The organism is Nocardioides sp. (assembly GCF_036374615.1).
Lineage (GTDB): Bacteria > Actinomycetota > Actinomycetes > Propionibacteriales > Nocardioidaceae > Nocardioides.
Genome location: NZ_DASUTK010000147.1, coordinates 1 through 26,194, shown reverse-complemented (window position 1 = coordinate 26,194; position 26,194 = coordinate 1). Strand labels below are relative to the sequence as shown.

Annotated in this window: 23 protein-coding genes and 1 riboswitch; of the genes, 19 read left to right on the top strand and 4 right to left on the bottom strand. The window is 69.4% G+C overall.

Going from position 1 to position 26,194, the window contains the following annotated elements; translation table 11 throughout:
- Positions 1-1,057: 1,057 nt before the first annotated feature.
- Together VFZ39_RS11545 and VFZ39_RS11540 are read right to left on the bottom strand one after the other, a co-directional pair.
- Complete coding sequence (locus VFZ39_RS11545; protein WP_330865901.1) at positions 1,058-2,134, bottom strand: hypothetical protein; 1,077 nt, start codon at positions 2,132-2,134, stop codon at positions 1,058-1,060.
- Complete coding sequence (locus VFZ39_RS11540) at positions 2,131-2,628, bottom strand: SigE family RNA polymerase sigma factor (protein ID WP_330865900.1); 498 nt, start codon at positions 2,626-2,628, stop codon at positions 2,131-2,133. Before VFZ39_RS11540 ends, VFZ39_RS11545 begins: the two co-directional genes overlap by 4 nt.
- A 94-nt stretch (positions 2,629-2,722) precedes the next feature.
- Between VFZ39_RS11540 and VFZ39_RS11535 the strand changes: the two genes are divergently transcribed.
- The 5 genes from VFZ39_RS11535 (at position 2,723) to VFZ39_RS11515 (ending at position 8,122) form a co-directional block, all read left to right on the top strand.
- Positions 2,723-3,370 carry a cyclase family protein gene (locus VFZ39_RS11535; protein WP_330865899.1) on the top strand — a complete coding sequence of 216 codons (648 nt, stop codon included), beginning with the start codon at positions 2,723-2,725 and terminating at the stop codon, positions 3,368-3,370.
- A gap of 146 nt (positions 3,371-3,516) precedes the next feature.
- On the top strand, positions 3,517-4,866 hold the full coding sequence (locus VFZ39_RS11530) for a hypothetical protein (protein WP_330865898.1): 1,350 nt from the start codon (positions 3,517-3,519) through the stop codon (positions 4,864-4,866).
- A complete protein-coding gene (locus VFZ39_RS11525) occupies positions 4,863-7,277 on the top strand; it encodes a hypothetical protein (protein ID WP_330865897.1) in 2,415 nt (804 codons plus the stop codon). The genes VFZ39_RS11530 and VFZ39_RS11525 overlap by 4 nt, the downstream gene beginning before the upstream one ends.
- Positions 7,278-7,333: 56 nt before the next feature.
- On the top strand, positions 7,334-7,684 hold the full coding sequence (locus VFZ39_RS11520; RefSeq protein WP_330865896.1) for a hypothetical protein: 351 nt from the start codon (positions 7,334-7,336) through the stop codon (positions 7,682-7,684).
- 47 nt (positions 7,685-7,731) lie between these two features.
- Positions 7,732-7,796, top strand: a riboswitch (guanidine-III (ykkC-III) riboswitch).
- 11 nt (positions 7,797-7,807) lie between these two features.
- A complete protein-coding gene (locus tag VFZ39_RS11515; RefSeq protein WP_330865895.1) occupies positions 7,808-8,122 on the top strand; it encodes a DMT family transporter in 315 nt (104 codons plus the stop codon).
- Between the two features lie 109 nt (positions 8,123-8,231).
- Here the strand turns inward: VFZ39_RS11515 and VFZ39_RS11510 are convergent, their stop codons facing one another.
- Entirely contained in the window at positions 8,232-8,765 is a 534-nt protein-coding gene (locus VFZ39_RS11510) for a transcriptional regulator (protein WP_330865894.1), read from the bottom strand.
- Positions 8,766-8,911: 146 nt separating this feature from the next.
- On the opposite strand from VFZ39_RS11510, the gene VFZ39_RS11505 reads away from it, so the two are divergent.
- Positions 8,912-11,740 (top strand): aconitate hydratase, encoded by a 2,829-nt coding sequence (locus tag VFZ39_RS11505; protein WP_330865893.1) that lies wholly within the window; start codon positions 8,912-8,914, stop codon positions 11,738-11,740.
- Positions 11,741-11,749: 9 nt separating this feature from the next.
- Positions 11,750-12,319, top strand: a complete 570-nt coding sequence (locus VFZ39_RS11500; RefSeq protein ID WP_330865892.1) for a hypothetical protein — start codon at positions 11,750-11,752, stop codon at positions 12,317-12,319.
- A 60-nt stretch (positions 12,320-12,379) separates the two neighbouring features.
- Here the strand turns inward: VFZ39_RS11500 and VFZ39_RS11495 are convergent, their stop codons facing one another.
- Complete coding sequence (locus VFZ39_RS11495) at positions 12,380-13,129, bottom strand: FadR/GntR family transcriptional regulator (RefSeq protein WP_330865891.1); 750 nt, start codon at positions 13,127-13,129, stop codon at positions 12,380-12,382.
- 112 nt (positions 13,130-13,241) lie between these two features.
- On the opposite strand from VFZ39_RS11495, the gene VFZ39_RS11490 reads away from it, so the two are divergent.
- The 12 genes from VFZ39_RS11490 to VFZ39_RS11435 form a co-directional block, all read left to right on the top strand.
- The gene (locus VFZ39_RS11490) at positions 13,242-14,756 is read left to right on the top strand and encodes a 4Fe-4S dicluster domain-containing protein (protein WP_330865890.1); all 1,515 of its coding nucleotides are present in this window, start codon (positions 13,242-13,244) and stop codon (positions 14,754-14,756) included.
- Positions 14,753-17,584 carry a molybdopterin-dependent oxidoreductase gene (locus tag VFZ39_RS11485; protein WP_330865889.1) on the top strand — a complete coding sequence of 944 codons (2,832 nt, stop codon included), beginning with the start codon at positions 14,753-14,755 and terminating at the stop codon, positions 17,582-17,584. Before VFZ39_RS11490 ends, VFZ39_RS11485 begins: the two co-directional genes overlap by 4 nt.
- Positions 17,581-18,660, top strand: a complete 1,080-nt coding sequence (locus VFZ39_RS11480; RefSeq protein ID WP_330865888.1) for an Mrp/NBP35 family ATP-binding protein — start codon at positions 17,581-17,583, stop codon at positions 18,658-18,660. Before VFZ39_RS11485 ends, VFZ39_RS11480 begins: the two co-directional genes overlap by 4 nt.
- A gap of 100 nt (positions 18,661-18,760) precedes the next feature.
- A complete protein-coding gene (locus VFZ39_RS11475; protein ID WP_330865887.1) occupies positions 18,761-19,063 on the top strand; it encodes a UxaA family hydrolase in 303 nt (100 codons plus the stop codon).
- A complete protein-coding gene (locus tag VFZ39_RS11470; protein WP_330865886.1) occupies positions 19,042-20,202 on the top strand; it encodes a UxaA family hydrolase in 1,161 nt (386 codons plus the stop codon). Before VFZ39_RS11475 ends, VFZ39_RS11470 begins: the two co-directional genes overlap by 22 nt.
- A 94-nt stretch (positions 20,203-20,296) precedes the next feature.
- Entirely contained in the window at positions 20,297-21,334 is a 1,038-nt protein-coding gene (locus VFZ39_RS11465; protein ID WP_330865885.1) for an Ldh family oxidoreductase, read from the top strand.
- Positions 21,335-21,465: 131 nt separating this feature from the next.
- Positions 21,466-22,356, top strand: coding sequence for an ABC transporter ATP-binding protein (locus VFZ39_RS11460; RefSeq protein ID WP_330865884.1), 891 nt, complete (start codon positions 21,466-21,468; stop codon positions 22,354-22,356).
- Complete coding sequence (locus tag VFZ39_RS11455) at positions 22,353-23,189, top strand: ABC transporter permease (protein ID WP_330865883.1); 837 nt, start codon at positions 22,353-22,355, stop codon at positions 23,187-23,189. Before VFZ39_RS11460 ends, VFZ39_RS11455 begins: the two co-directional genes overlap by 4 nt.
- Positions 23,189-24,049, top strand: a complete 861-nt coding sequence (locus VFZ39_RS11450) for an ABC transporter permease (protein WP_330865882.1) — start codon at positions 23,189-23,191, stop codon at positions 24,047-24,049. The genes VFZ39_RS11455 and VFZ39_RS11450 overlap by 1 nt, the downstream gene beginning before the upstream one ends.
- 150 nt (positions 24,050-24,199) lie before the next feature.
- Complete coding sequence (locus VFZ39_RS11445; RefSeq protein ID WP_330865881.1) at positions 24,200-25,228, top strand: ABC transporter substrate-binding protein; 1,029 nt, start codon at positions 24,200-24,202, stop codon at positions 25,226-25,228.
- Between the two features lie 163 nt (positions 25,229-25,391).
- The gene (locus tag VFZ39_RS11440) at positions 25,392-25,703 is read left to right on the top strand and encodes a transposase (protein ID WP_330865880.1); all 312 of its coding nucleotides are present in this window, start codon (positions 25,392-25,394) and stop codon (positions 25,701-25,703) included.
- Positions 25,690-26,194, top strand: a 505-nt coding sequence (locus tag VFZ39_RS11435) for a transposase (RefSeq protein WP_330865879.1), incomplete at its 3' end; no start/stop codon positions are given. The genes VFZ39_RS11440 and VFZ39_RS11435, both read left to right, overlap by 14 nt.

Here is a 26,194-nt window from a genome sequence, read left to right as displayed (position 1 = left end):
GCGCATCCGGCGTCAGGAGTTCAAGGTCATGGTGGCGGACATGGTCTATCTCGGACTAGCCAGCTTCGTGGCCTGGGGCCGCTTCGCACTTGAGCCCTTCACCGGGTGACCTGATGTCTGACATGACTACGTGCGACTGGCCTTCGTCCATCCGAGTAACCCCGCGGGTCCTTACCGCGCCCCTGTGACGATCCTCGAGTGACCGTCGAAGCCGCTCGCCGGCACAGGGATCCAACGCATACGGCCGCTTGTTCCACCGCTCGACTCGTTGGAAATCATGAACGCCGGAGGACAAGGTCAGTCGCTCGACACGCACCGTGGCGCTCTGGTGGACGGGCGGTGTCCAGCCGGGATCACGCTGAGGCTGAGGCTGAGGCCGCGGCCGGTCACCATGGCGGCGAGGCGCTGATTCCGATATGCACCTCACTCGGAGTTTCGGTGTATCCCTCGAAGTCTCCGCTGGTTCTTGATGATGAGGCAGCCGAGCCGCCTGACCGCTGGGGCCCTGAACCTCATTGCCGATGGTGTCTCCCCCAGCGCGGGAGACGCACCTCACAGTCAGTGCCTGTCACATGGCGCCGCGCAACTGCCACCTGTGTCACATGAAGCCATGCCGCCGTGTCTAGAGGAGTAAACCGGCACGTGCCTCGTGGCACACCTCCTGCCGAGCATCGGACAAGCACGTCCCGGCCAATCCCGAGGCGACCCCGTACCGGATGGCGCAGTTACGTGCCTGGCGCCCCGTTGACCCGGCCTTTCGTCGGCGGGGGAGTGCAGCGCCCGGAGACCTGCGGCTCCGCGGGTGCAGGGCCGCGTCTGCGTTCCTTTGTGATCGTCGGACCTCGCCTGAAGCGAGGGCTCGGATTGGGCTCGCTTTGACTGGCAAAGGCACGCAACGGGGTGCCGTCGTCACCCGACGTCGCCAACTGCATCGCTGCAGGTCAGGGGCGCATTCGGCCTCGTGAGCGCAGTCGATCGCAAAGAATCGCACTTACGCTCAGGGCCATGAACCTCTTCCCGATGACCCACCATGTGGAGTGCGTCGCGGCTCGAACCGCTACTGCTCACCGGCCTCGAACACGGCCACCGCCCAGTTGGCCCCCCGTGGCTCGGGAGGTAGCCGTACCTCGACGGTGTGCGGAGCCCCTGCCGGAACCACGGTGCAGGGGTCGTCGAGGAAGGCGAGGTACGGCGTTCGCTCCGGGGGCCAGGGGACGTGCTCACCATCGAGCCGGAGGTCCGGCTCCGCCGCCCGGTCGAAGGCTTCCGGCCCGCGGACGACCTGGACGAACTGGTCCGCCTCCGAGGCCGGGATCTCGACGACCAAGGACTCGGCACCCGTCGCCGCCTCGACGCCGCGTGTGAACCACCAGTCGCGACCGTCGAAGCCCTCACCCAGCACGGACACCTCGCGTCCGACGAGCGTCGCGACCGTCGGCGACGTCTGTCCGCTGATCGACACGCCGAAGCGGGCGTCCGTCTCGGCGGGCATGCCCTCGGCCAACTCGCGCCGCCCCGCGGTACGTCCGTCCGCGGTCGTGACGAAGATCTTCAGGTGGTGCTGCGTGCGCGGCGTGAGGTTGGACGTGTTCCGCGCGAAGTACCGGTTGAAGGCCAACGTGCGTGTCCAGCTGAGGTCGCGAGTGCCGTCGCAGGGCGAGACCTGGCCGCCGCCTCCGGGCGTGCGCACCACCAGCCAGAGCCCGGGCTCAGCGCCTTCGCAGAAGTAGGTGTTCGCGACCCGGTCCTCGTCGATGTTGACGTCGACCTCCAGCAGGGGGCTGCCCGGCTGGTTCTGGTGCCGCTCGACCAGGTGGATCCGCGAGGCGTCCTCCCGCGCCGAGTCGGGCACCAGGAACTCCGTCTGGTCGGGTCGGAACGGCAGCCCCGTCCCGCTGGGCCCGGTGGGAAGGGTCGGCCCCGGAGCGGGCTGCGGGCCGTCAGAGCCGCCGAGCAGCTGTGTGCCGATCGTGAGCCCGACGACGAGCGCCGCCGAGGCGGTGACAGCGGCGAGCCCCTGCCGACGCCGCTGGACGCCAGCGATTCGCGCGTGCAGCTCGCCGAGGTCAGGGCCGCGGTGGTCGACCGCGGTCGCGTGCTCGGTGAGGGTGCGGCCGATGAGGTCAGGGTTCATGACGTCGCCCCCTCCGCCGGGTTCTCCTCCATGGCGATGTCAGCTCGCAGGTGCCGAAGTGCCTTCGCGTGCTGACTCTTCACGGTCCCGATCGAGCAACCGAGCTGCGCGGCGGTCTCGGACTCGGTGAGGTCGTCGAAGTAGCGCAGCACGATCACGGCCCGCTGACCCGGCGGCAGGTGGCCGAGCGCCGTCCACAGGTCCATGGTCTCCTCGGCAGGAGCGTCGCGCTCGGCCAGCTCGACCACCCGATCCGTGGCCCGTTCGGACCACCAGCGCCGCCGCCACCACGAGGTGTGGGTGTTGGTGATGATCCGGCGTACGTAGGGCTCGGGGTCTCCCGAGACCCGGTCCCACGCGAACCACAGCTTCGTCAACGCTGTCTGGACGAGATCCTCGGCCCGGCCCTGGTCGCGCGTGAGCAGGTAGGCAGTGCGCAACAGCGCGTGCCACCTCGCCAGCACGAAGGCGTCGAACTCCGGCTTCTCGGCCATGGCCCCCCTACGCATCGAGCGCCGCCGAAGGTTGCCCCGCTCCCTCATCCTTCTCCGATCGGGAACCCGCGTCCACGGGCGTAACCTCACCGACATGGAGCTGGTCGACCTGTCGCACGTCATCGAGCACGGCATGACGACGTACCCGGGGCTGCCGGGGCCGGAGGTGGGAGTCCATCTCGGCTTCGAGGAGTCGCACGCGACGTACGACGAGGGGACCGAGTTCACGATCGGCCGGATCACCATGGTCGGCAACACCGGCACGTACCTCGACACGCCGGCCCACCGGCACCGTGGCGGGTGGGACACCAGCGAGCTGCGGCTCGAGCAGTGCGTGGACCTGCCGGCCGTGGTCGTGGACGGTGACGGCCGATTCGGACCGGCGGCGTTCGAGGGACTCGAGCTCGCCGGGTCGGCGGTGCTGCTGCGGAGCGGTTGGGACCGGCACTGGCGCACCGACCGGTACGGCGACCCCGACCACCCGTTCCTCGACGACGCGGGCGCGGCGCACCTGGTCGACGCGGGAGTGGCGCTGGTCGGCATCGACAGCGTCAACATCGACGACACCCGCGGCGGCGAGCGGCCCGCCCATACGCGGCTGCTGGCGGCCGGCATCCCCGTCGTGGAGCACCTCACCCGGCTCGACCGCCTACCGGCCACCGGGGCGAGGTTCACAGCCGTGCCCGCGAAGGTGGCGGGGATTGCCACGCTGCCGGTCCGCGCGTTGGCACGGTTGCCCTGACGCAGCGATCACGAGGTACGTCGTTTAGGCCGCAATCGTCTGGGTACCGCCCCTGGGGCTCGAAGCGGATTCCTGCTGCGGGCGATCAGATTGGTCCGAGATCAAGACATGAGGGCGCCTGGGCAGGTCGTCCTGGAGGGATGGAGATGTCCGAGAAGATTCCGACACCACTGACACCCGAGGAACTCGCGGCCGAAGGGGTGACCGCGCTGCCGGACAAGGAAGTCGTCTCGATCCTCGACCTTGCGGCGGACATCGACCTGGCCATCGACGGGGCCGCACCCATCGATCTCGCCATCGCGCTCAACGCCAACGTCGTGGCGCCGATCGACGCGGCGGTGAGCGCCAACCTGCTGTCGAACGGATCCACGGCCGAGGCGTTGGCCGACCAGGGTGTGATGGTCACCCAGACGGTGGCGGCTGACGCGATCGCGACCGGCATCCAAGACAGCACCATTGACCAGTCCGACACGACCACGGACGGCACCGGCGGTACCCCGACCGATGGAGCTGGCGGCACAGAGGCCGGGCTGATGGCGGCGACCGACGCCGCAGACGCCACCGCCGCCGCCAGCGAGCCGGTGGACGGCACCCTCGTGGTGGACTCCGCGGGCAACATCGTCGGCACGCTCGACTCGGCCACCGGCAATGTGCTCGACTCCGCCGGCAACATCGTCGGCACCCTGAACGAGACCACGGGGCTGGTCCTCGACTCCGCGGGCGACATCGTCGGCAGCGTCACCAACCTGATCGACGGAGCGGCGGTCGCGGACTCGTCGGGCGACGTCATCGGTGTCCTCGACGGTGCCACGGGCAACGTGCTGGACGGCAACGGCGCCGTCGTCGGAGTCCTGGACCCGCTGACAGGCGACGTCCTCAACACGGCGGGCGAGCTGCTGGGCACCGTGACCGGCCTGGTCGACGGCACAAACGTGCTGGACGCTGCCGGCAATGTCATCGGCACCCTCGACGCCGCGACCGGCAACATCGTCAACTCTGCCGGCGACGTGATCGGCGCGCTCGACCCGCTCACCGGGCAGGTCCTCGACACAGCGGGCAACGTCATCGGCATCGTCGGTGGCATCGTCGACGACGTCACCGACACCCTCGGCGGGCTCAACACCGGCGACCTGCTCAAGGGCAACCTCCTCAACGTCGACGTCAACGTCGACCTGGATGCCGACCTGGCCGCCCCGATCAACGGTGCGGTTGCGGCAAACGCCAACGTGGCGGCACCGATCGACGCGTCCGTGGCCGCCAACATCCTGTCCGACGACTCGCAGGCGACGGCGATCGCGCAACAGGACGCGATCATCACCCAGTCGATCTCCGGGAGTGCGATCGCTACGTCCGATCAGACCTCGGACATCAACCAGGCCTCCGTCGAGCCGCCCGACACCGACACCGCGTCCACGGACGATCCGGAGCCGGTCCCGGTCACGACGGAGACGACTGACGGGACGAGCGAGCCGAGCACGGAGGCATCGGAGCAGTGACGACGATCGTCGACGCAGCACCCACGCGCGTCGACGACCTCCAGCTCATCGGAGCGATGGCGGGGTCCGGCTGCCGGAATCCGCCATCCCTGGTCCGCCGCGGCGACGGGCAGGCATTTCAGCTCACGCCGCTGCTCTACCTGGTGCTGGACGCCGTCGACGGCCGGCGCAGCTGCGCCGAGATCGCCGAGATCGTCACCCGCGCCACGGGCCGGGGTGTCTCGGAAGAGATGGTCTCGTTCCTGGTCGACCAGCATCTCCGCCCTCTCGGACTGCTCAAGCTTGCCGACGGGTCGGCGCCTGCCCTCAAGAGGTCCGACCCGCTGCTGGGCCTGCGGTTCAAGTTCGCCGTCACCAGTCCCAGGACCACCCGCCTGCTGACCGATCCGTTCCGGATCCTCTTCCGTCCGTTCCTGGTCTCGGCCGTGGTGGTCGGGTTCCTGGCAGTCACCTGGTGGGTCTTCTTCCAGCAGGGCCTGGCTCCAGCGGCGTACGACGCCTTCCAGCGGCCGCACCTTCTCCTGCTCGTGTTCGTCGTGACGGTGCTCTCCGGGGGGTTCCACGAGTTCGGGCACGCGGCCGCCGCGCGCTTCAGCGGCGCCGACCCCGGGGTGATCGGGGCCGGCATCTACCTGGTGTGGCCGGCGTTCTACACCGACGTGACTGACAGCTACCGGTTGGGCCGTGCAGGCCGCATCCGGACCGACCTGGGCGGCTTGTACTTCAACGCGCTCGTGGTGGTGCTCACCTTCGCTTGGTGGTACTTCACCGGCTGGGAGGCGCTGCTGCTCTTGGTGGCCACCCAGATCTTCCAGATGGTGCAACAGCTCCTGCCGCTGATGCGCTTCGACGGTTACCACCTGCTCGCTGACCTGACCGGCGTCCCGGACCTTTACCACCGCATCAAGCCGACACTGCTCGGGCTGCTGCCCCACCGATGGTCCGACCCGAAGGTCCGAGAGCTGAAGCCGTGGGCCCGCGCGGTGATCACGCTGTGGGTCCTGGTCACGATCCCGATGCTGGCGCTCATGCTCGTGGCTGTGGTGATGGCCGTGCCCCGTCTCCTCGGTACGGCGTGGTCCGTCGTGCGGGAGGACGCCTCGGGCGTCATGGGCGCCTGGCGAGACGGCGGAATCATCGACGTCACCGCCCACATGATCCAAGCCCTGGCCGTGGTGCTGCCTCTGCTGGCGTGTGCCCTCATCCTCGGACGGGTGGGGCTGCGCTCGTCCCGCGGACTCGCGCTGTGGAGCCGCGGGTCGTTCCCGAAGCGGGTCCTCGCCGCTGCACTCAGCGCGGTCGTCATCACCAGCCTCTCGTGGGCGTGGTGGCCGCACCCGGGGACCTACCGGCCGATCGGCCCGGAGGAGCGTGGCCTGCTGACCGCAACGTTCCCGGCTTCGCAGAGCACTCAGGCCAGGGCGATGCCGGCCTCGTTGCTGGATACGGAGCCACTGACCAGCGGCGGAGTCCTCCCTGCCGGCGAGTCCGCCGAACGCAGGCTGGCCAGTGGGGCTCCCCTGCAGGCGACCTTCCAGGAGGGGGAGGAACTTCCGACCAAGTCCGACCCCCAGCTCGTGATGGTGCTCGTCCCGACCGATCAGACCGGCGGCGGACAACAGCCCTCACCGGACGGTGACGCCGAACCGTGGGTGTTCCCCTTCGACAAGCCTCTCCCCCCGGAGGAAGGCGACAACCAGGCCGCCGCCATCAACACCACCGACGGCTCGATGAAGTACGACGTCGCCTTCGCACTCGTCTGGGCGGAGGGCGACGAGGTGCTCAACGTCAACGAGGCCCATGCGTACGCCTCGTGCTCGAACTGCGTGACCGTCGCCGTCGCCTTCCAGGTCGTGCTGATCATGGACGATGCCCAGGTGGTGGTGCCGCAGAACCTCGCCGTGGCGGCCAACTACGAGTGCTTCCGCTGCGTCACGGCAGCCCTAGCCAGCCAGCTCGTCCTGTCAGTGGAGGAGACGCCGGGCGAAGCAGAGCTGCTCTCGCTGGCCGGGGTCTGGAACCGGCTGACCGAGTTCGGGCAGAACATCACGTCGTACTCGCTCGCGGAGATCTCCGAGCAGTTGGAGGCGTTCAAGACGGAGATCGTCGCGATCCTCGGCGACGCGCCACCGGCCGAGCCCGTCACGACGTCGACGTCATCGCCCACCGACCCGGCCCCTGCGAGCAGCGAGCCGTCGTCGGACAGCCCATCGACCAGCTCGTCCACCACGCCGCCGCCCGGTGAGCCCAGCTCCAGCGAGCCCAGTCCGAGCGAACCGGCGACCACCGAGCCGACGTCCGAACCGACGTCCGAACCGACCTCCGGACCGACCTCGGAGCCGACGTCACCAGCGCCGTCTTCAGAACCGACCACCGAGTCCCCGACGCCCTCACCGTCACCCTCGCCGTAGCGCCGTAGCGCCGTAGCGCCGTCGCGCCGGGGTGCGGTCGTGTCACGATGAGTGGCATGGCCCGGTATGCCGTGAATCCAGATGCCGTGTCGCACGCCCGTGCCCTGATCGACGCCCGGCAGTACGTCCTCGACAGCGACTGGGGCGAGGTGCAGCCGGACGCCGCCGCCCAGAACGCCTTCCTGGAGCGGCACTCGTGGGCGGAGTACGCCGCCTGGCACCTCGGCCTCACCGAGGGGGCGAACGACGAGACCAAGGCTCGCTACGCATTCGTGTACGGCGACTTCCGACGCGTTCACCGCACCGCCCTCATCGCCTGCGTCTACCGTGCGTCGGAGTGGCGGCACAAGGAGGTCGAGCTCGCCGCGCACGACCTGCTGCAGCACCTCGACCGGGTCAGCGGCTGACGCCGGCCTCGCCGACTTGGTCCCCGACGGGGCCGGTGAGATCCTGGGGGCAGGACCCACCTGGTTCCCGGACGAGCGGCGACGTACCCGGCTTGCGACAAGACGACGCCCGAGGTGGTTGTCATGTCGTGGCTCGTGCTCGTTCTCTCCGGCGTCCTCGAATCCGTCTGGGCCGTGGCCCTCGGGCGGTCCGAGGGGTTCACCAGACTCGTGCCCTCCGTGGTCTTCGCAGTCGCCCTCGCCTTCAGCATGGGCGGCCTCGCGTGGGCGATGCGAACCCTGCCCACCGGGACGGCGTACGCCGTCTGGGTGGGTGTCGGGGCGGCGCTCACGGTCGGGTTCGGGATGGCGACCGGCGCAGAGCCGGTGTCCGCGGTGCGGGCGTTGCTGCTGGCCGGACTGATCGGCTCCGTCGTCGGGTTGAAGCTGGTCCACTGAGCGGCTGTCAGGACGGCTCGGCACCGCGCTGAACACCCAACGTGCCGAGCAGGTCCTCGTGCAGCTGGAACCAGACGGTGTGGCAGGAGTCGAGCTCGATCGAGTCGACCTACCGGTGGTCCCCGTGCTGAACCTCTTCCAGAGCGAGTGCGAACCGTGCGTCGTACCCGTCGAAGCGGGTGAGGACTCCGGCAAGGCCGGTCGCCAGAGGACCCAGCCCGACGCCGATCTCGCTGAGGATCGCGAGCGTTCGCCGGTCCCAGCGCAGGTCCTGGTGGTCGTTGGCCGCCAGCGGGTCGCCGGCGACCGGCCGGGTCTGCCAGTCGGTCACGGCCTGGAGCAGCCGACCGTTGAGGATCAGGAAGTTGTCGTAGGCACGGCGTACGTCGTCGCGACGACCGGTCCCGTCGAGCTCGGCCGCGAGCCGACGCTCGTTCTCGACCTTGCCGCCAGGCGTGAGGAACCAGCCGCTGCGACCTCCGAACGACGAGCGGTCCACCCACCCGCTGGCACGAGCGTCCTCGAGGTGCTCTTCGACCTCGGCTCGGTCGAGGTAGAAGCGGGCCGCGATCCGGTCGGTGTCTGCGTATCCGAGCAGCCGCACGGCGTGCATCACCAGCAGGTCGGGCGCGGAGGGGGCCACGGCCAGACGCTAGCGAACAGGTGTGATATCTTGACATCAAGAGACTTTGCCAGCGATAAGGATGCCCTCACTTCCTGGGCTGCCGGTCGCGGCGGCAAGATGGACAACCGACCCGGCACCGATCAGAGCCGACCGAGGAGACCCCCATGGCAAGCCAGGACAGCTTCGGCGCGAAGAGCACCCTCAGCGTGGGTGACCGCGAGTACGAGATCTTCCGACTCGACGCGGTGACCGGGGAGGGACTCGACGTCACCTCGCTGCCGTTCTCCCTGAAGGTGCTGCTCGAGAACCTGCTGCGCACCGAGGACGGCGAGAACACCACCGCCGACGACATCCGAGCGCTCGCCGGCTGGGACAAGGACGCACAGCCCGACCAGGAGATCCAGTACGCCCCCGCCCGCGTGATCATGCAGGACTTCACGGGCGTCCCCTGCGTCGTCGACCTGGCCACCATGCGCGAGGCGATGGCCGACCTGGGCGGCGACCCGTCCAAGATCAACCCCCTCGCACCCACCGAGCTGGTCATCGACCACTCGGTGATCGCCGACGTGTTCGGCACGGCCGACGCGTTCGAGCGCAACGTCGAGATCGAGTACCAGCGCAACCGCGAGCGCTACCAGTTCCTGCGGTGGGGCCAGGGCGCCTTCGACGACTTCAAGGTCGTCCCGCCGGGCACCGGGATCGTGCACCAGGTCAACATCGAGCACCTCGCTCGCACCGTCTTCACCCGCGAGTCCGACGGGGTGACCCAGGCCTACCCGGACACGCTGGTCGGCACCGACTCCCACACCACGATGGTCAACGGCCTGGGCGTGCTGGGCTGGGGCGTCGGTGGCATCGAGGCCGAGGCGGCCATGCTCGGCCAGCCGGTCAGCATGCTGATCCCCCGCGTCGTCGGCTTCAAGCTCACCGGTGAGCTGCCCGAGGGTTCCACGGCCACCGACCTGGTGCTCACGATCACCGAGATGCTGCGCCAGCACGGCGTGGTCGGCAAGTTCGTGGAGTTCTACGGCGAGGGAGTCTCCGCCGTGCCGCTGGCCAACCGCGCGACGATCGGCAACATGAGCCCCGAGTTCGGCTCGACGGCTGCGATGTTCCCGATCGACGAGGAGACCCTGAAGTACCTCGAGCTGACCGGCCGGTCGAAGGAGCAGCTCGCCCTGGTGGAGGCCTATGCCAAGGAGCAGGGGCTCTGGCACGACCCGGCCGCCACGGCGTACGTCGAGCCGCGCTTCTCCGAGGCGCTGGAGCTCGACCTGGCGACCGTGGTCCCCAGCCTGGCCGGCCCCAAGCGGCCACAGGACCGGGTCGCGGTCACCGATGCCAAGGAGGCGTTCCGTGGTGCGCTGGGTGACTACGTCGACCATGGCGACGACGATCCCGACGACGCCGCGGAGTCGACCGGCTACGACGAGGCCGTCGAGGAGTCGTTCCCCGCGTCCGACTCGCCCTCCCACGCGTCGGGGAACGGAGCGCCGCAGAAGCCCTCGGCTGCTCCGAAGGACGGCGGGCGTGCGAGCCACCCGGTCACCATCAGCATCGACGGGCAGGAGATGGAGATCGACCACGGCGCCGTCGTGATCGCCGCCATCACCTCGTGCACGAACACGTCGAACCCGAGCGTGATGATCGGCGCCGCGCTGCTGGCGAGGAACGCGGTCGACAAGGGCCTGCAGCGCAAGCCCTGGGTCAAGACCAGCCTGGCGCCCGGCTCGAAGGTGGTCTCCAACTACTACGAGCGGTCCGGTCTCACGCCGTACCTCGACAAGCTGGGCTTCAACCTGGTCGGCTACGGCTGCACCACCTGCATCGGCAACTCCGGCCCGCTGATCCCCGAGGTCAGCCAGGCCGTGAACGACCAGGACCTCGCAGTGGTCTCGGTGCTCTCCGGCAACCGGAACTTCGAGGGTCGGATCAACCCCGACGTGAAGATGAACTACCTCGCGTCCCCGCCCCTGGTCGTCGCCTACGCGCTCGCCGGGAGCATGGACGTCGACCTGTTCAACGACCCGCTGGGGCAGGACCAGGACGGCAACGACGTCTTCCTCAAGGACATCTGGCCGTCGCCACGCGAGGTCGAGGAGGTCATCGGGAAGGCCATCAGCGCCGACATGTTCACCGATGACTACTCCGACGTGTTCGCCGGCGACGATCGCTGGCGCTCGCTCGAGACCCCGGAGGGCGACACCTTCGCGTGGGCGGAGGACTCCACCTACGTGCGCAGGCCTCCCTACTTCGAGGGCATGCCCGAGGAGCCGCAGCCGGTCGAGGACATCACCGGTGCTCGGGTGCTGCTCAAGCTCGGTGACTCGGTGACCACCGATCACATCAGCCCGGCCGGCGCGATCAAGAAGGACAGCCCGGCGGGCCGCTACCTCCAGGAGCACGGCGTCGACCAGCGCGACTTCAACTCCTACGGGTCGCGCCGCGGCAACCACGAGGTGATGATCCGCGGCACGTTCGCCAACATCCGGCTGCGCAACCAGCTCGCGCCGGGCACCGAGGGGGGCGTGACGCGCGACTTCACCCGCGACGGCGAGGAGACCTCGGTGTTCGAGGCCAGCGAGAACTACCTCGCTGCCGGAACTCCGCTGGTGGTGCTCGCCGGCAAGGAGTACGGATCGGGCTCCTCGCGTGACTGGGCGGCCAAGGGCACCGCGCTGCTCGGCGTGAAGGCCGTGATCGCCGAGTCGTACGAGCGGATCCACCGGTCGAACCTGATCGGGATGGGCGTGCTGCCCCTGCAGTACCCCGAGGGCGAGACGGCTGAGAGCCTCGGCCTGACCGGCGAGGAGGAGTTCTCCATCTCCGGCGTCACCGAGCTCAACGACGGCACGACGCCTCGCACGGTGAAGGTCACGGCCGGGTCGACCGAGTTCGACGCGGTGGTCCGGATCGACACCCCGGGTGAGGCGAACTACTTCCGCCACGGCGGCATCATGCAGTACGTGCTGCGCAGCCTGCTGCGAGCTTGAGGCGCGTCGATGTCGGAGTTCCTGGAGCGTGCCCGGGCGGCCGCCACCGACGGCCGGCTGCCGGTCGGTGCGATGCCGGGGTGGGAGGTCTTCCCGTTCGAGGCCGACTCGGTGCGGGTCCGGCCCCTCGAGGAGTACGCCGACCCGGAGCCCGACCGGCGCAAGAAGGCCGCCGACTGCAAGGTCTGCCAGGCGCGTGGCCGCCAGGAGCTGGTGCTGCACGAGGGTGACCACCTCACGGTCATCCGCACCGACGCCACGAGCCTGCTGTTCACGGCCAACGTGGTCTCGCACGAGCACGCACCCCTGGACGACCTCACGGACCAGGGCCTGGCCGAGCTCGGCCTGCTCGTCGGTCGCACCTTTCGGGCTCTCAAGGGACTGCCGGAGGTCGGCAACGTCCACATCAACAAGTGGGAGAACGGCAGCGGCCATCTCGCGGTCGTGCTGCTCGCGCGACCGCGGGGCGTGCTGCAGCTGCGGGGGTCGAACCTCCCGATCTGGGCGGACATGCTGCCGCCCATCCCCGACGAGGAGTACGCCGAGCGGGCCGACCGGGTCCGCCGAGCACTCGCCTGATCCTGGGGCCGAGCGACCAGGTCGCCCCGGTGTCCCGGGGCCGGCCCGCCGGCCTGTGACTCAGTCGCGATGCTCGAGGCGGGCACTGGCCTCGGCGATCCGGCGGTTGGCCGCGCTGCGCGTCTTGCGGACGTGCGCCTGTGCGGCGCGCGCCGCCTCGGCCGCGTCTCCGTCCCGGATCGCACTGAGGATCCGCAGGTGCTCCTTGCGCGACTCATCGGCGCGCCCCTCGATGGCCAGCGTCGTCTGCAGGCCAGTGAGTATCAGCTCGTTGAGCACGCTCTGACTCTGCTCGAGCAGCCGATTGCCGGCTGCCTGCACGATCCGGAGGTGGAAGTGCGCGTCGAGCTGCTGCAGCCGGTCGTAGTCGCGCGGCTTGGCCAGCAGCGCCGTGTCGAGGTCGACGAAGGCCTCCTCGATGGCGCGGACCTCGTCGGCGCTCTGCCGCTGCGCTGCCCACCTGGCCGCCGGTACCTCGAGGACCTCTCGCATCGCGAACAGCTCCGCGAGGCTGTGATCGAGTCGGGCGATGGCCTCCCGCAGGGACTTCTGCATGGCCGGCTCGGCGACGAAGACGCCCTGACCGTGCTTGACCACCAGGCGCCCCTCGGCCTGGAGGGAACGGACCGCCTCACGCACCGAGGGGCGGCTGACGCGGAGTGTCGCGGCGAGCTCACGCTCGGAGGGGAGCCGATCGCCGGGCGCCAGTCCGCGGGTAGCGAGCACGCGCAGGATCTCGCTACGGATCCGCTCGTTGAGCGTGCCCTGACCCAGCTGCTGCCAGCCGTCGAGGGCGTTGTCTGCCTCCATCGCACCTCCCGTGGGGCGGTGCGCCGTCCTTGCGCACCTCCGAGCACGTCGCACTATAGTGGACAGACCTCTATCCAGTGTCGAACGGGGACGTGGCCATGCGTGGTGGTGTGTGAGGTACGGCTTCGCGATCGATCAGCGCACGTGCATCGGTTGCCACGCGTGCACCGTCGCGTGCAAGACCGAGCACGACGTGCCGCTGGGTCAGTTCAGGACCTGGGTGAAGTACGTCGACTCCGGCACCTTCCCGGACTCGCGGCGTGACTTCGGCGTGATGCGGTGCAACCACTGCACCGACGCGCCATGCGTGACGATCTGCCCCACCGGAGCGCTGTTCAAGCGTGACGACGGGATCGTCGACTTCGACAGCTCGGTGTGCATCGGCTGCAAGTCGTGCATGCAGGCCTGCCCGTACGACGCCATCTACATCGACGAGGACACCCAGACCGCCGCGAAGTGCAACTTCTGCGCGCACCGAGTCGACGAGGGCCTGGAGCCCGCCTGCGTCGTCGTCTGTCCCACGCACTCGATCTGGGTCGGCGACCTCGACGACGACGAGTCGGGGATCTCTCGGCTGGTCGCGGCCAACGAGACCGCGGTCCGGGCGCCCGACCAGGGCACGGGGCCCAACGTCTTCTACCTCGGTGCCTCGCACGCGGTGCTCGACCCGCTCGAGGCGCCGGTCCGGGAGACCTACCTGTGGGCCAGGCCCGACCAGCAGCGCCTGACCACGTCCGCGGACTTCTCCGGGACGGACCCCACGGCGACCACCACCCTCAACACGGCTCACCCGCGGCCGTGGGGATGGCGGGTCATCACCTACCTGTGGGCCAAGGGCGTGGGCGCGGGCATCATGTTCCTCGCGGCGCTGGCAGTCCTGCTCGGCATCGATCTCGGTGACGTGGGGACCACCGTCGCGCCCGCGGTCGGAGCGTTCGCCGCCGCACTGACCGGCGCCCTGCTCGTGTGGGACCTCAAGCGTCCCGAGCGCTTCTACCTGCTCTTCACGCGAGGCAACCGCCGTTCGTGGCTGGTGCTCGGCGGCTACTGCCTGCTGGCGTTCGGGCTCGCCGTCGGTGCGTGGTTCGTGACCGGCAATCTCGCATCCGCGTCGGTACAGCCGTGGCTGGCGGTGCCCACCATGCTCTCGGCCATCCTCGTCGCCGGTTACACCGCTTTCCTGTTCGGTCAGGCGGAAGGGCGCGATCTCTGGCAGTCACCCTGGCTGCTGCCCCACCTCCTGGCGCAGGCCGCGACGACCGGCGCCGGACTGCTCGCCATCGCGGTCGCAGTCTGGGATCTCGGACCCGCGCCGGTCTCGCTGGCCAGCCGCGCGCTGCTGGCCGGCGCACTGGCCCACCTGGCGATCGCGGCGATCGACCTCGCCGGCCCCCACGACAGCAGAGGTGCGGAGGTCGCGGCGAGAGTGATCCTGCGCGGCCGTTATCGGGTGTTGTTCTGGGCCGGGGGCGTCGCCCTGACGGTCGCGGCGATCGTGCTCGCAGCGGTGAGCTGGTCCGGCGAGGTCGTCTGGCCGGTGGTCGTGGCCGGCGTGCTCGTGCAGCCGGCCGTACTGCTGTACGAGACGGCCTACGTCCGGGCCGGACAGGACGTGCCGCTGTCATGATCGACCTGCCTGGCGCCCGGGCCCACGAGGGGCTGCGCAACTTTCCCCCGCCGGAGACGTGGGACCACCACGTGGCCTACGACGCCAAGGCTCATCCGCGCAAGGTTCCTCGTGAGTTCATGCTCATCCCGACCACGTGCTTCAACTGCGAGTCGGCGTGTGGCCTGTTGGCCCACGTGGCGAAGGACGACCTCACCGTCACCAAGGTGGAGGGCAATCCCGCACACCCCGGGTCGCGGGGACGCAACTGCGCCAAGGGACCTGCGACGATCAACCAGCTCAACGACCCGGAGCGGATCCTGCACCCGCTGCGCCGGGTCGGAGAGCGAGGTGCCGGCGACTGGGAGCAGTGCACCTGGGACGAGGCACTCGATGACATCGCAGCCCGGATCCGCGCCTCGGTCGTTGCCGACCGGCGCGACCGCGTGATGTACCACGTCGGGCGCCCGGGGGAGGACGGCTTCGCGGAGCGGTTCCTGCTGGCGTGGGGTGTCGACGGGCACAACAGCCACACGAACATCTGCTCGGCCGGAGCCCGCCTCGGGTACACCACCTGGGGCGGCTACGACCGCCCGGCACCCGACTATGCCAACGCCAAGGTGATCGTGCTGCTGTCGTCGCACCTGGAGGCCGGTCACTACTTCAATCCGCACGCTCAGCGGATCATGGAGGCCAAGCACGAGGGCAACGCCAAGCTCGTGGTGCTCGACGTCCGGATGTCCAACACCGCCAGCCATGCGGACCTCTGGCTGGCACCGTGGCCCGGGAGCGAGGCAGCGATCCTGCTGGCCGTCGCGTCCTACCTCCTGCGCACCGGCCGAGTGGATCGCGCCTACCTCGAGCGCTGGGTCAACTGGCAGACCTACCTCGACCGGCTGCACCCCGACGTTCCTCGGGACTTCGACACGTTCCTGGCCGCCCTCACCGAGGACTACGCGAGGTACACGTTGGAGTTCGCAGCCGAGGAGAGTCAGGTCCCGGTCGAGCGGATCCGCGAGTTCGCGGAGATCGTCGCGGACGCCGGCACGGCTCTGGCCGCGCACGTCTGGCGCTCCGCCGCGGCTGGCAACCTCGGCGGCTGGCAGGTCGCGCGCAGCCTGTTCTTCCTCAACGTGCTCACCGGGAGCGTCGGCACCGTCGGCGGCACCAGCCCCAACGGCTGGGACAAGTTCATCGCCCACGGCTACGACGTGCCCGAGGGACATGAGTCCTGGAACGAACTGCTCTGGCCGGCGGAGTACCCCCTGTCCACGAACGAGATGTCCTTCCTGCTGCCTCACCTGCTCCAGGACGGTCGCGGCGCGCTGGACGTCTACTTCTCCCGGGTCTACAACCCGGTGTGGACCAACCCCGACGGCTTCACGTGGATCGAGAGCCTGACGAGCACCGACCAGATCGGGCTGCACGTGGCGCTCACGCCGACCTGGTCGGAGACCGCGATCTTCGCCGACTACGTCCTGCCGATGGGGCACTCCACAGAGCGCCACGACACGCACTCCTACGAGACCCACGCCGCGCGATGGCTCGGCTTCCGGCAGCCGGTGCGCCGGGTCGCCATGGAGAAGCTCGGCGAGGCGGTGCACGACACGCGGGACGCGAATCCCGGCGAGGTCTGGGAGGAGAACGAGTTCTGGTTCGAGCTGTCCTGGCGGATCGACCCCGACGGCTCCTTGGGAATCCGGCGCTACTTCGAGTCGCCGTACCGTCCTGGCGAGAAGGTGACCGTGGACGAGTACTACCGCTGGGTGTTCGAGAACCAGGTGCCCGGGCTGCCCGAGAAGGCCGCAGCCGAAGGACTCTCACCCCTGGCGTACATGCGCAAGTACGGCGTGGTCGAGATCGTCAAGGACGTCTACCGGCAAGACGAGCGGCCGCTCACCGACGCGGAGCTCGCCGGGGCGGAGCCGGACTCCGCGGGCGTGCTGCGCACGCCCACCACCGAGGAGTCGACGCCACCTTTGGTGGGCGAGGCCGGCTCCGTCGGCGTGCAGCTCGACGACGGGGCGGTCGTGGCCGGGTGGCCCACACCGAGCCGGCGGCTCGAGCTGTGGTCGGACTCGGTGGCCTCCTTCGGGTGGCCCGAGTACGCGACCCCGACGTACATCCGGTCGCACGTGGCTCGGGAGAAGGTGGACATCGACGCCGGCCAGATGGTTCTGGTGCCGACGTTCCGGCTGCCGACCCTCATCCACACGCGTTCGGCGAACGCCAAGTACCTCAACGAGATCAGCAACACCCACCCGCTGTGGATCCACGACGACGACGCGCGACGGCTGAACCTGGCGACGGACGATCTGGTGCGCGTCCGCACCCGGATCGGGTACTTCGTGGTCCGGGCCTGGGCGCACCAGGGCATCAGACCCGGCGTCGTCGCGCTGAGCCACCACATGGGCCGGTGGAGACTGGACGACATCCACGCCAGCAGGTGGGCCAGCGGCAAGGTCGACCTCGAGCGCAGCGAGGCCGGGGTCTGGCGGATGCGGTACGCCGAGCACACGACGCCGTTCACGAGCAACGACCCGGACAGCTCGCGGATCTACTGGGAGGACCCCGGCGTCCACCAGAACCTAACGTTCCCGGTGCAGCCCGACCCCTGGTCGGGTGCCCACTGCTGGCACCAGCTGGTCACCGTGGCCCCGGCTGAGCCCGGTGACCGCTACGGCGACATCGAGGTCGACACCGTTCGAGCTCGGGAGGTCTACCGGGAGTGGCTCGCACTCACACGACCCGGGCCCGACGCAGCGGGGATGCGGCGGCCGGAGTTCATGATGCGTCCGGTGAAGCCCAAGCGGAAGGCGTTCCGCGCGACACCCAGGGAGACGCCGTGAGTCCCCGGGGTCGGCCGGACCCCACGACGGCCGTGCGTCAGGCCGTGGCCGCGGCCCTCGAGCCCCTCAGCGAACGCCCACTGGGTGAGCTGGGCCTGGCCGGGGAGGTGAGTCGACGATCGGGGGGCACCCACGTGACGGTCGCGGGGCTCGACGAGGATCCTGGCTACCGCGCGGCTCTCGAGGCCAACGTGAGCGCCGCCCTGCGCCCGGCGGGGGTGCACGCCCACGTGCGGGTCGCGCCCGCGGACGACTCCCAGCGCCGTGAGGTCGCGCGCGTGCTGCGGGGCAGCCGTCGATCCCCGGGTGGCCTCGGGTCGCCCACGCGGCTGTTCGCGGTCGCATCCGGGAAGGGCGGGGTGGGCAAGTCGACGGTGACCACCAACCTCGCCGCGGCTCTCGCTGTGCAGGGCCTGCGCGTCGGCGTGCTGGACGCCGACGTCTGGGGCTACTCGCAGACCCTGCTGTTCGGCGTCCGGCGCGCCCCGGTGGCCGTTCCTGGCCTGATGTTCCCGGTCCGTGCTCACGGTGTGCGTCTGATGTCGGTGGGATTCTTCGTCGACGACGACGAGCCGGTCGTGTGGCGCGGCCCGATGCTCCACAAGGCATTGGAGCAGTTCCTCGAGGACGTGTACTGGGGCGACCTCGACGTGCTGCTGGTCGACCTACCGCCCGGTACCGGTGACGTCAGTCTGTCCGTCCTCGAGCTGCTCCCCGACGCCGCGATGCTCCTGGTCACCACGCCTCAGATCGCCGCCGAGTCGGTGGCCGGACGCGTGGGACGGATGGCGCGGAACGCACGGATGCCGGTGGCCGGCGTCGTCGAGACCATGTCGGGTGGCGCGTTCGGCAGTGGGGGAGGGGCGCGGCTGGCCGACCAGCTGACGGCCCCGCTCCTCGGGACGATTCCGCTCGACGCGGCGGTGTGCGCGGCCGGTGATGCGGGTGAGCCGCTCGTCGTGGCCTCTCCTGAGCACCCCGCGGCGCAAGCGCTCCGCCAGGTGGCCGACTCGCTGCCGAGCCCGCGGCGCTCGCTGGTGGGCCGCTCGCTGCCGTTGTTCGTGGCGACACGGTGACGGCTGTCGCCATCCGGTCCCGTCGTGTGACGTTGACAACAGTCGCGGGCCGACCATAATCTCCCGATCAGAGGTCAGACCACTTACCAGGAAGGGCGCCATGGCTAGATCCGTACCCAGCTTCCTCGCGCACAAGGACGGCGACTTCGTCGCGGTCGCCGTGCGCGACGTGACTCGCGGGGAAGCCGAGATCGGTTACCTGGACGGCTCCGCGTCGATCACCCTCATGGTCAATGCCGAGATCCCGCTCGGCCACAAGGTGGCGCTGGTGGACATCGCCGACGGCGACGACGTCGTCGAGTACGGCGTCCGGACGGCCATCGCCAGCACGGACATCAAGAAGGGCGACTACGTCCACGTCCACAACGTGAGGAGTGCGCGGTGGCAGAACAGCGTGGCCTGACCGGCTTCCGCCGGCCCAACGGGGCAGTCGGCACGCGGAACCACGTGGCGATCCTGCCCGTCGACGACCTGTCGAACGCGGCGGCCGAGGGGGTGGCCTCACTCATCCCGGGCACACTCGCTCTGCCGCACGCGTTCGGCAGGCTGCAGTTCGGGGACGACCTCGAGCTGACGTTCCGTACCTTGATCGGGATCGGCTCGAACCCCAACGTCGCGGCGGTGGTCGTGATCGGTGTCGAGCCCAACTGGACCGGCCGAGTCGTCGAGGGGATCGCCAAGACGGGCAAGCCGGTCGAGGGTCTGTGGCTCGAGGGCTTCGGAGACCTGAAGATCGTGGAGCGCGCCGCCCACGTCGCGAAGCAGTTCCTGCAGGACGCCAGCGAGCTGGCCCGTGAGCCCGTGGACAGGTCCGAGATCATCCTCACGACCAAGGACGGTGAGTCCGACACCACCACCGGCCTCGGGTCGTGCCGGATCACCGCGTACCTGAGCGACTTCTGGGTGGACCAGGGCGGCACGATGATCTTCGGCGAGACCAGCGAGCTCACCGGCGGTGAGCACCTGCTTGCTGAGCGCTGCGTCAGCGACGAGGTCCGCGCCAGGTTCCAGGCTTTCTACGACGACTACATCGACATGATCGAGAAGACCGGCGCCAACCTGTTGGGGTCGCAGCCGACGCAGGGCAACATCGCGGGTGGCCTCTCGACCATCGAGGAGAAGGCGCTCGGCAACATCGTCAAGACCGGCACGCAGCCGATCGTGGGCGCGCTGGCCCCGGCCGAGGCGCCGTCCATCCCGGGGTTGCACTTCATGGACACGTCGTCGGCCGCTGCCGAGTGCGTGACCCTGATGACAGCCGGCGGTGGCGTCGTCAACCTGTTCCCGACGGGGCAGGGCAACCCCATCGGCAACCCGGTCCAGCCGGTCGTGAAGATCTCGGCGAACCCCAAGACGGTCACGTCGATGTCCGAGCACATCGATGTCGACTGCTCGGGTCTGCTCACCGAGGGCCGGTCGGTGGAGGAGCAGGGGGAGATCCTGATCGACATCGTCGACCGCACGATCAACGGCCGACTGACGGCAGCCGAGCTGCTCGGCCACCGCGAGTTCACCCTCACGAAGCTCTACCGGAGTGCCTGACCGACACGCTGGTGGGCGACCTGGCCGGAAACTGCATAATTTGGAGTGACTTATAGTACTAACGTTTGCATCGTGTCGGACGGGAGGTTGCTTGGTGCGGATCGACGTGGGATCGGCCCGGCGGTGGGTGACCGACCTGCTGCTGCGTTCAGGCATGGCCTCCGGGCCCGCTGGGCGGACCGCGACTGCAATCGTTCTCGCCGAGTGCTGGGGCATTACCTCGCACGGCCTGCTGCGCGTGCCGTCGTACCTGCGCCGGTTGGAGGCCGGAGGGTACGACCCCGACGCCCGACTCACGACCGTCCGCGACACCGGGCCAGTCGTGGTGCTCGACGGGCACGGAGGTCTCGGCCACTGGCAGGTCTGGGAGGCGGCAGAGACGGCCGCCGAGCGTGCCGCCCGGTTCGGGCTGGCGGCCGTCGCCGTGTCCGACTCCGGGCACTGCGGCGCACTCGGTGTGGCCACGCTGCCCGCCCTCGATCGCGGGCTGCTGGCCGTCGTGCTGTCCCACGGTCCGGCAGCCATGCCGGCCTGGGAAGGCGACCGGCCGGTGGTGTCGACGTCGCCGATCGCGGTCGGTGTCCCGTGCCGCCCCCGCCCGGCGATCGTCGACCTCTCCACCAGTGCGGTGGCGCGCGGGACGGTCGCTGAGCACGCGTCCAGGGACGAGCCACTGGCGGACGGCTGGGCCTTCGCCGCGGACGGGACCCCCACCACCGACCCGCACCAGGCGCTGGCCGGGATGCTGGCACCGCTCGGTGGGGCGAAGGGGTTCGCCCTGGCGTTCGCGGTGGAGGCCCTGACCGCCGGGCTGGTCGGGCCGCGCCTCTCCGCCGACGTACCCGACCCGTTCGACCCTGCCCGGGCTGGCGAACCGCAACAAGTGGGTCACCTGCTGCTCACGCTGGACCCGGCGCAGCTCGCTGGAGACGGTGAGGCCGCGGTCCAACGTCGCCTCGACGAGCTGGCCGCCCGCACCACCGCGAGCGGCGGGAGGGTGCCCGGTGCCGGGCGCCGGCTCCCGCACGAGATCGCGGACGACGACGAGCTGATCGTGGCAACGACCACGTGGGACGCGCTCCAGGCGTCGGCAGGCCACCTCGGCGTGTCGGCGGGCGTCGGGGGGACGTGAACCGACGCGATTGCTCACGAACGGATGTCGACACGCAGGGAACCGGAGGAAGACCATTGACAACGAGGACACTTGGCGCTGTGATCACAATCGTTTGCAGCCACCCCGTTTGAGCGCCTGAAGGACGGTTCATGAACAACGCTTCGCATGGCGAGCAGGAGTCCGGCCGGCCGCTGGCGGTCGAGGCCCACGACGTTTCGGTGACCTACGACCGGCTGCGTGAGAAGGACACGCTGATCGCGCTGAAGGGCTTCAGCATCGACCTGCAGCACGGAGAGTTCCTTGCCATCGTGGGTCCGAGCGGCTGCGGGAAGAGCACCTTCCTCAACGTGGTCGCCGGACTGACCTTCCCGTCCGCCGGCACGATCAAGGTGATGGGGAAGCCCGTGACCGGTCCGGAGCGTGACCGGGCGGTGGTGTTCCAGGACTACGCGCTGATGCCGTGGCGCACGACCGAGCAGAACGTCCGGTTCGGGCTCGAGATGCAGGGGCGGGTCGACTCCAACACGCCCGAGGTGGTGCGCCACTACATCAGGCTTGTCGGACTCGAAGGCTTCGAGAAGGCCTACCCGCGCGAGCTGTCGGGTGGTATGCGCCAACGGGTCGGCCTGGCCAGGGCGCTGGCGACCGAGCCGCGACTGCTGCTGATGGACGAGCCGTTCGCTGCTGTCGACGCGATGACCCGCGAAGTGATGCAGGACGAGCTGGCACGGATCGTGTCGGAGACCGGTCAGGCGATCATCTTCATCACCCACAGTGTGGACGAGGCGATCACGCTGGCCGACCGGATCGCGGTCGTCACCGACCGGCCCGGCCGGATCCGCGAGCTGCTCACCGTGGACCTGCCCCGGCCGCGCACCCGCGAAGCCCGGAAGCTCCCGGAGTTCCAGGCGCTGCGTGACCAGATCTGGCAGCTGCTGTCCAAGGCGGGGGTGCAGCCGGACCGGGCGCCCGTCACCTCGGATGAGGCCCCGTCGGTCACCTCCGATTCGAACGCGACCTCGGGAGAGCCGGTGCGATGACGACCGCCGCCACGATGCCCGCGCCGACCGGCACCGAGCACCTCGGACCACCACGCAAAGGGCCCACGCTGTGGAAGAGGCTGAGGTCCCACGCCCCTGGCTTCATCAGCCTGGTGGTGTTCTTCGGCATCTGGCAGTCGGCGGTCGTGCTGACCGATCCCAACCCGCTGATCCTCCCAAGCCCGAGGGCCGTGCTCGAAGCCTTCCTCACCGCGGTCGAGGACGGTCAGGTCTGGGAGGCGATGAAGGCCAGCGCCGGCCCGCTGGCCATCGGCATGGCTGTCTCGATGATCGCGATCCCGATCGGTCTGCTGATCGGCCTCTCGCCGTACCTGGACCTGATCACCTCGCCGTACCTCTGGGGCTTCTACGCCCTCCCGAACATCTCGTTCGCGCCGCTGCTGATCCTGATCACGGGCTTCAGCACCGCCACCAGCATCTGGATGGTGATCCTCTCGGCGGCGGTTCCGCTGTGCCTCAGCTGCAAGGACGGTGTCCAGACGGTCGACGGGTCCCTGGTGCGCGCTGCCCGCTCCTTCGGCGCGGGGCGGTTGTCGTTGTTCGTCAAGGTGATCCTTCCGTGCGCGATGCCATTCGTCGCCAGCGGCGTTCGCAACGCCATCTCGCGGGGCTTCGTCGGCCTGCTGTCCGTCGAGCTGCTGATCGGTGCCAACGGGATCGGCGGCGAGGTGATCCAGTCCGCGCGGGTCTACGACACCGCGAGGATGCTCGCCTTCATCTTCCTGCTGATCGTCATCGCGCTGATTCTCGTGTCGGCGTCCCGCCGCCTCGAGGTGTGGGCGAGCCGGTGGCGTGAGGAGGTCGTGATCTGATGACCACCACGTTGCGGCCGGCGGCTCCCGCCAAGCGGTCCCTGGTGCCCGGAGTGCTCCGGCGCCAGCGTGCCCCGCGAGGCTCGACCCGACGCGTGTTCACGCGCCGCAAGCGGATCGTGGTCTCGATCCTGAACCTCGTCGCGTTCTGCGTCATCTGGGAACTGGTCGCCACCTACGGCGACATCCCGACGCTCTTCCTGCCTTCGTTCACCGACGTCATCGGTGAGCTCCGGGAGATGAGCGCCGAGGGCATCCTGTGGGGGAACCTCTGGATCAGCTTGTCGATCTACCTCGTCGGGATGGCGATCTCGATCGCGATCGCCGTCCCGGGCGGCCTGCTGATCGGCGGCATCCCGGTGCTCGACAAGGCCCTGAGCACCTACGTCTGGGCGCTGTACACGATGCCCCGGATCGTGCTGATGCCGCTGCTGCTCGTCTGGGTCGGGATCAACGACGCCGCGCGCGTCTGGATCATCGTCCTGTCTGCGGTCCCGGCGACGTTGGTCGTGATCATGGAGGGCGTCAAGACCGTCGACAACAGCCTGCTGGTAGCAGGACGTTCGTTCGGCGCCGACCGTCTCAAGCTGTTCATCCACGTCGTCGTCCCGTCGACGGTGCCGTTCATCGCGACCGGAATCCGGATGGGTGTCTCGCGCGGCCTGCTCGGGCTCTTCATCGGCGAGGTGTTCACCGGCGTGGACGGGATCGGCTACATCATCACGCTCGCCCAGAAGACGTTCAACAGCGCACAGATCTACGCGATGTTGCTCGTCTTCGTCCTGTTCTGCGTCGCCCTGGTCAGTGCGACTCAGTGGCTGGAGAGGAAGGTGATGGAGGGGCGTCGACAGGACTTCTGAGCTCCGGGCAGACCGGCGCCGACTGGCGTTCGGCGAGGAGCTGGTCGACGACATTCACATGACTTCGGACGTAGACCCGGACTCGGGGGCCGGTGTGACGAAGGGGTGCCGCGCACCGCGGCTCCCGACCAACCCAGCTTGGAGGAACACGTGAAGAAGGCACTTGCGGTCGCGGCGGGCCTGACGATGCTCAGCCCCTTGGCAGCCTGCGGCGGTGACGACGGTGGTGGAGCCGCCGATGGCGACGGCGACGAGATCACCCAGGTCCGGATGTCCTACGACGGCGACGATTTCATGAACCAGATGACGTGGATGGTCGCCGACGACATGTTCTGGCCCGATCTCGGATTCACCGAGCCCGCCGAGGTGACGGCCTCGCCCGAGTACCTCGCCGGCCTGATCGGCGGCGACGTCTGGGTCGCGCAGGGCGAGAGCGACGTCATCTGGGCGGCGGTGGCCGAGGGCAGCGTGCCGTTGACCATCGTCGGCGTGGCCAAGGACACCGAGGCCTGGTGGATGGGGTCTCGCGCAGGGGTCGACCCCGAGAACCTCGAAGGCCTCAAGATCAGCGGTGGCCCGACCGGTGACCGCAACATCACGGTGGCCAAGAACATCCTGGAGGAGATCGGCGTCGACCCGGACGACATGAAGTTCGTGCCGGTGGCCGGCGGATCCGACGAGCGGCTCCAGGCACTGCTGGCCGAGCAGATCGACGTGGCGCAGCTCCAGCCCCGTCACCTGGCGCCTCTGGAGGACGCCGGAGGCACGATGTTCCACCAGGAGTTCCGCCCGATCCCCCAGGAGGTATGGGTCGTCCGCACGGACTTCCTCGAGGAGAACCGCGAGGCGGTCTGCAACTACATCAAGGGCCGGGTGCAGGCGTTCCAGTTCGCCGCCGAGGGTGAGACCAACACGGACAACCGCGACGAGATCGTCGAGATGACCCGCGAGCGGGGCCTGGACCCGAGCGAGGACGAGATCGCGGAGTGGGAGCAGGAGATGGCCACCCAGCTCGCGCTGACGGGTGGCGCTCCCGCGGAGGCCTTCGACGAGTGGAACGACGACATGATCGCCAACGGGAACGTCCCCGAGGACTTCGACTGGCGTGACCACTCCGACTTCTCCTGCCTGTCCGAGGTGCAGGAGGAGCTGGGCCTGCCGGTGGAGCCCGGCGTCTGACGGCTGCGCACGACCTGTGTCCGGTCGGCTGCACCAATTCCGGTGCGGCCGACCGGCGTTATCTCGTGCTGACCAGGAAGGAACCGGTTCGATGAGGCTGGTGTCGTTCTCACTGGGTGTGTCCCTATTGCGGTGATCAGGCGGGTCGTCACCGTGCGGGGACATGTCGTACCCAAGTGATCTGACCGATGAGCAGTGGGAGCGGTTGGAGCCGGTGTTCAACGCGCCCGGCAAACGGGGCCGCAGGCACGCCGATGACCTGCGCACCGTGGTCGATGCGATGCTCTACATCGCCCAGACCGGGTGTCAGTGGCGCTGCCTGCCGGAGTCGTTCGGACCCTGGACCCGGGTCTGGTCGCAGTTCCGGCGCTGGTCGCGCATTCGGCACGTGGGCGCGGGCGCTGACGGTGCTGCACGCCGCGGCACGCCACGCGGAGGGGCGGGCGGAGGCGACGCCCTCGATGCTGGTCATTGACACCCACCTCGCCCGCGGTGCGTCCAACGGCGGCGCCACCTTCCACGACCAAGGCGGCCCCTACGGCCGCACCAAGGGCGCCAAGCGTGTCGTGTCGGTCGATGTGACCGGGCTCCCGGTCGGCGCCTTGGTCGTGCCGGCCTCCATCCACGAGAACCGGACCAGCGAGTTGATGCTGGAGCACCTGGCCCGGCAGGGCGTCACCGGGCGGCTTGAGCTGGTGCTCGTTGACCGCGGGGTCACCGAACCCGCTGCGCGAAAGCTCGACCAACGGCACGGCGTCGAAGTCCGCCGGGTCGGGTGGGACGACAAGCAGCCCGTCTTCCGACCCATCCGGCATGCCTGGCGAGTCGAGGTCGCCCACGGCCGCCTCGGCCGGTGTCGCCGGCTGGCGAAGTCGTTCGAGAACACCACCAACTCAGCGACCGGCTGGCTCCAGATCGCCTGCATCGCGACCACCCTTCGCCACCTGTCGCGCGCACAACCCCACG

Bases quoted from the DNA above. Each gene is read 5' to 3' on its own strand.
- VFZ39_RS11545 (WP_330865901.1), bottom strand. From the start codon at position 2,134: ATGAACCCTGACCTCATCGGCCGCACCCTCACCGAGCACGCGACCGCG.
- VFZ39_RS11540 (WP_330865900.1), bottom strand. From the start codon at position 2,628: ATGGCCGAGAAGCCGGAGTTCGACGCCTTCGTGCTGGCGAGGTGGCAC.
- VFZ39_RS11535 (WP_330865899.1), top strand. From the start codon at position 2,723: ATGGAGCTGGTCGACCTGTCGCACGTCATCGAGCACGGCATGACGACG.
- VFZ39_RS11530 (WP_330865898.1), top strand. From the start codon at position 3,517: ATGTCCGAGAAGATTCCGACACCACTGACACCCGAGGAACTCGCGGCC.
- VFZ39_RS11520 (WP_330865896.1), top strand. From the start codon at position 7,334: ATGGCCCGGTATGCCGTGAATCCAGATGCCGTGTCGCACGCCCGTGCC.
- VFZ39_RS11515 (WP_330865895.1), top strand. From the start codon at position 7,808: ATGTCGTGGCTCGTGCTCGTTCTCTCCGGCGTCCTCGAATCCGTCTGG.
- VFZ39_RS11505 (WP_330865893.1), top strand. From the start codon at position 8,912: ATGGCAAGCCAGGACAGCTTCGGCGCGAAGAGCACCCTCAGCGTGGGT.
- VFZ39_RS11500 (WP_330865892.1), top strand. From the start codon at position 11,750: ATGTCGGAGTTCCTGGAGCGTGCCCGGGCGGCCGCCACCGACGGCCGG.
- VFZ39_RS11495 (WP_330865891.1), bottom strand. From the start codon at position 13,129: ATGGAGGCAGACAACGCCCTCGACGGCTGGCAGCAGCTGGGTCAGGGC.
- VFZ39_RS11485 (WP_330865889.1), top strand. From the start codon at position 14,753: ATGATCGACCTGCCTGGCGCCCGGGCCCACGAGGGGCTGCGCAACTTT.
- VFZ39_RS11475 (WP_330865887.1), top strand. From the start codon at position 18,761: ATGGCTAGATCCGTACCCAGCTTCCTCGCGCACAAGGACGGCGACTTC.
- VFZ39_RS11460 (WP_330865884.1), top strand. From the start codon at position 21,466: ATGAACAACGCTTCGCATGGCGAGCAGGAGTCCGGCCGGCCGCTGGCG.
- VFZ39_RS11455 (WP_330865883.1), top strand. From the start codon at position 22,353: ATGACGACCGCCGCCACGATGCCCGCGCCGACCGGCACCGAGCACCTC.
- VFZ39_RS11450 (WP_330865882.1), top strand. From the start codon at position 23,189: ATGACCACCACGTTGCGGCCGGCGGCTCCCGCCAAGCGGTCCCTGGTG.
- VFZ39_RS11440 (WP_330865880.1), top strand. From the start codon at position 25,392: ATGTCGTACCCAAGTGATCTGACCGATGAGCAGTGGGAGCGGTTGGAG.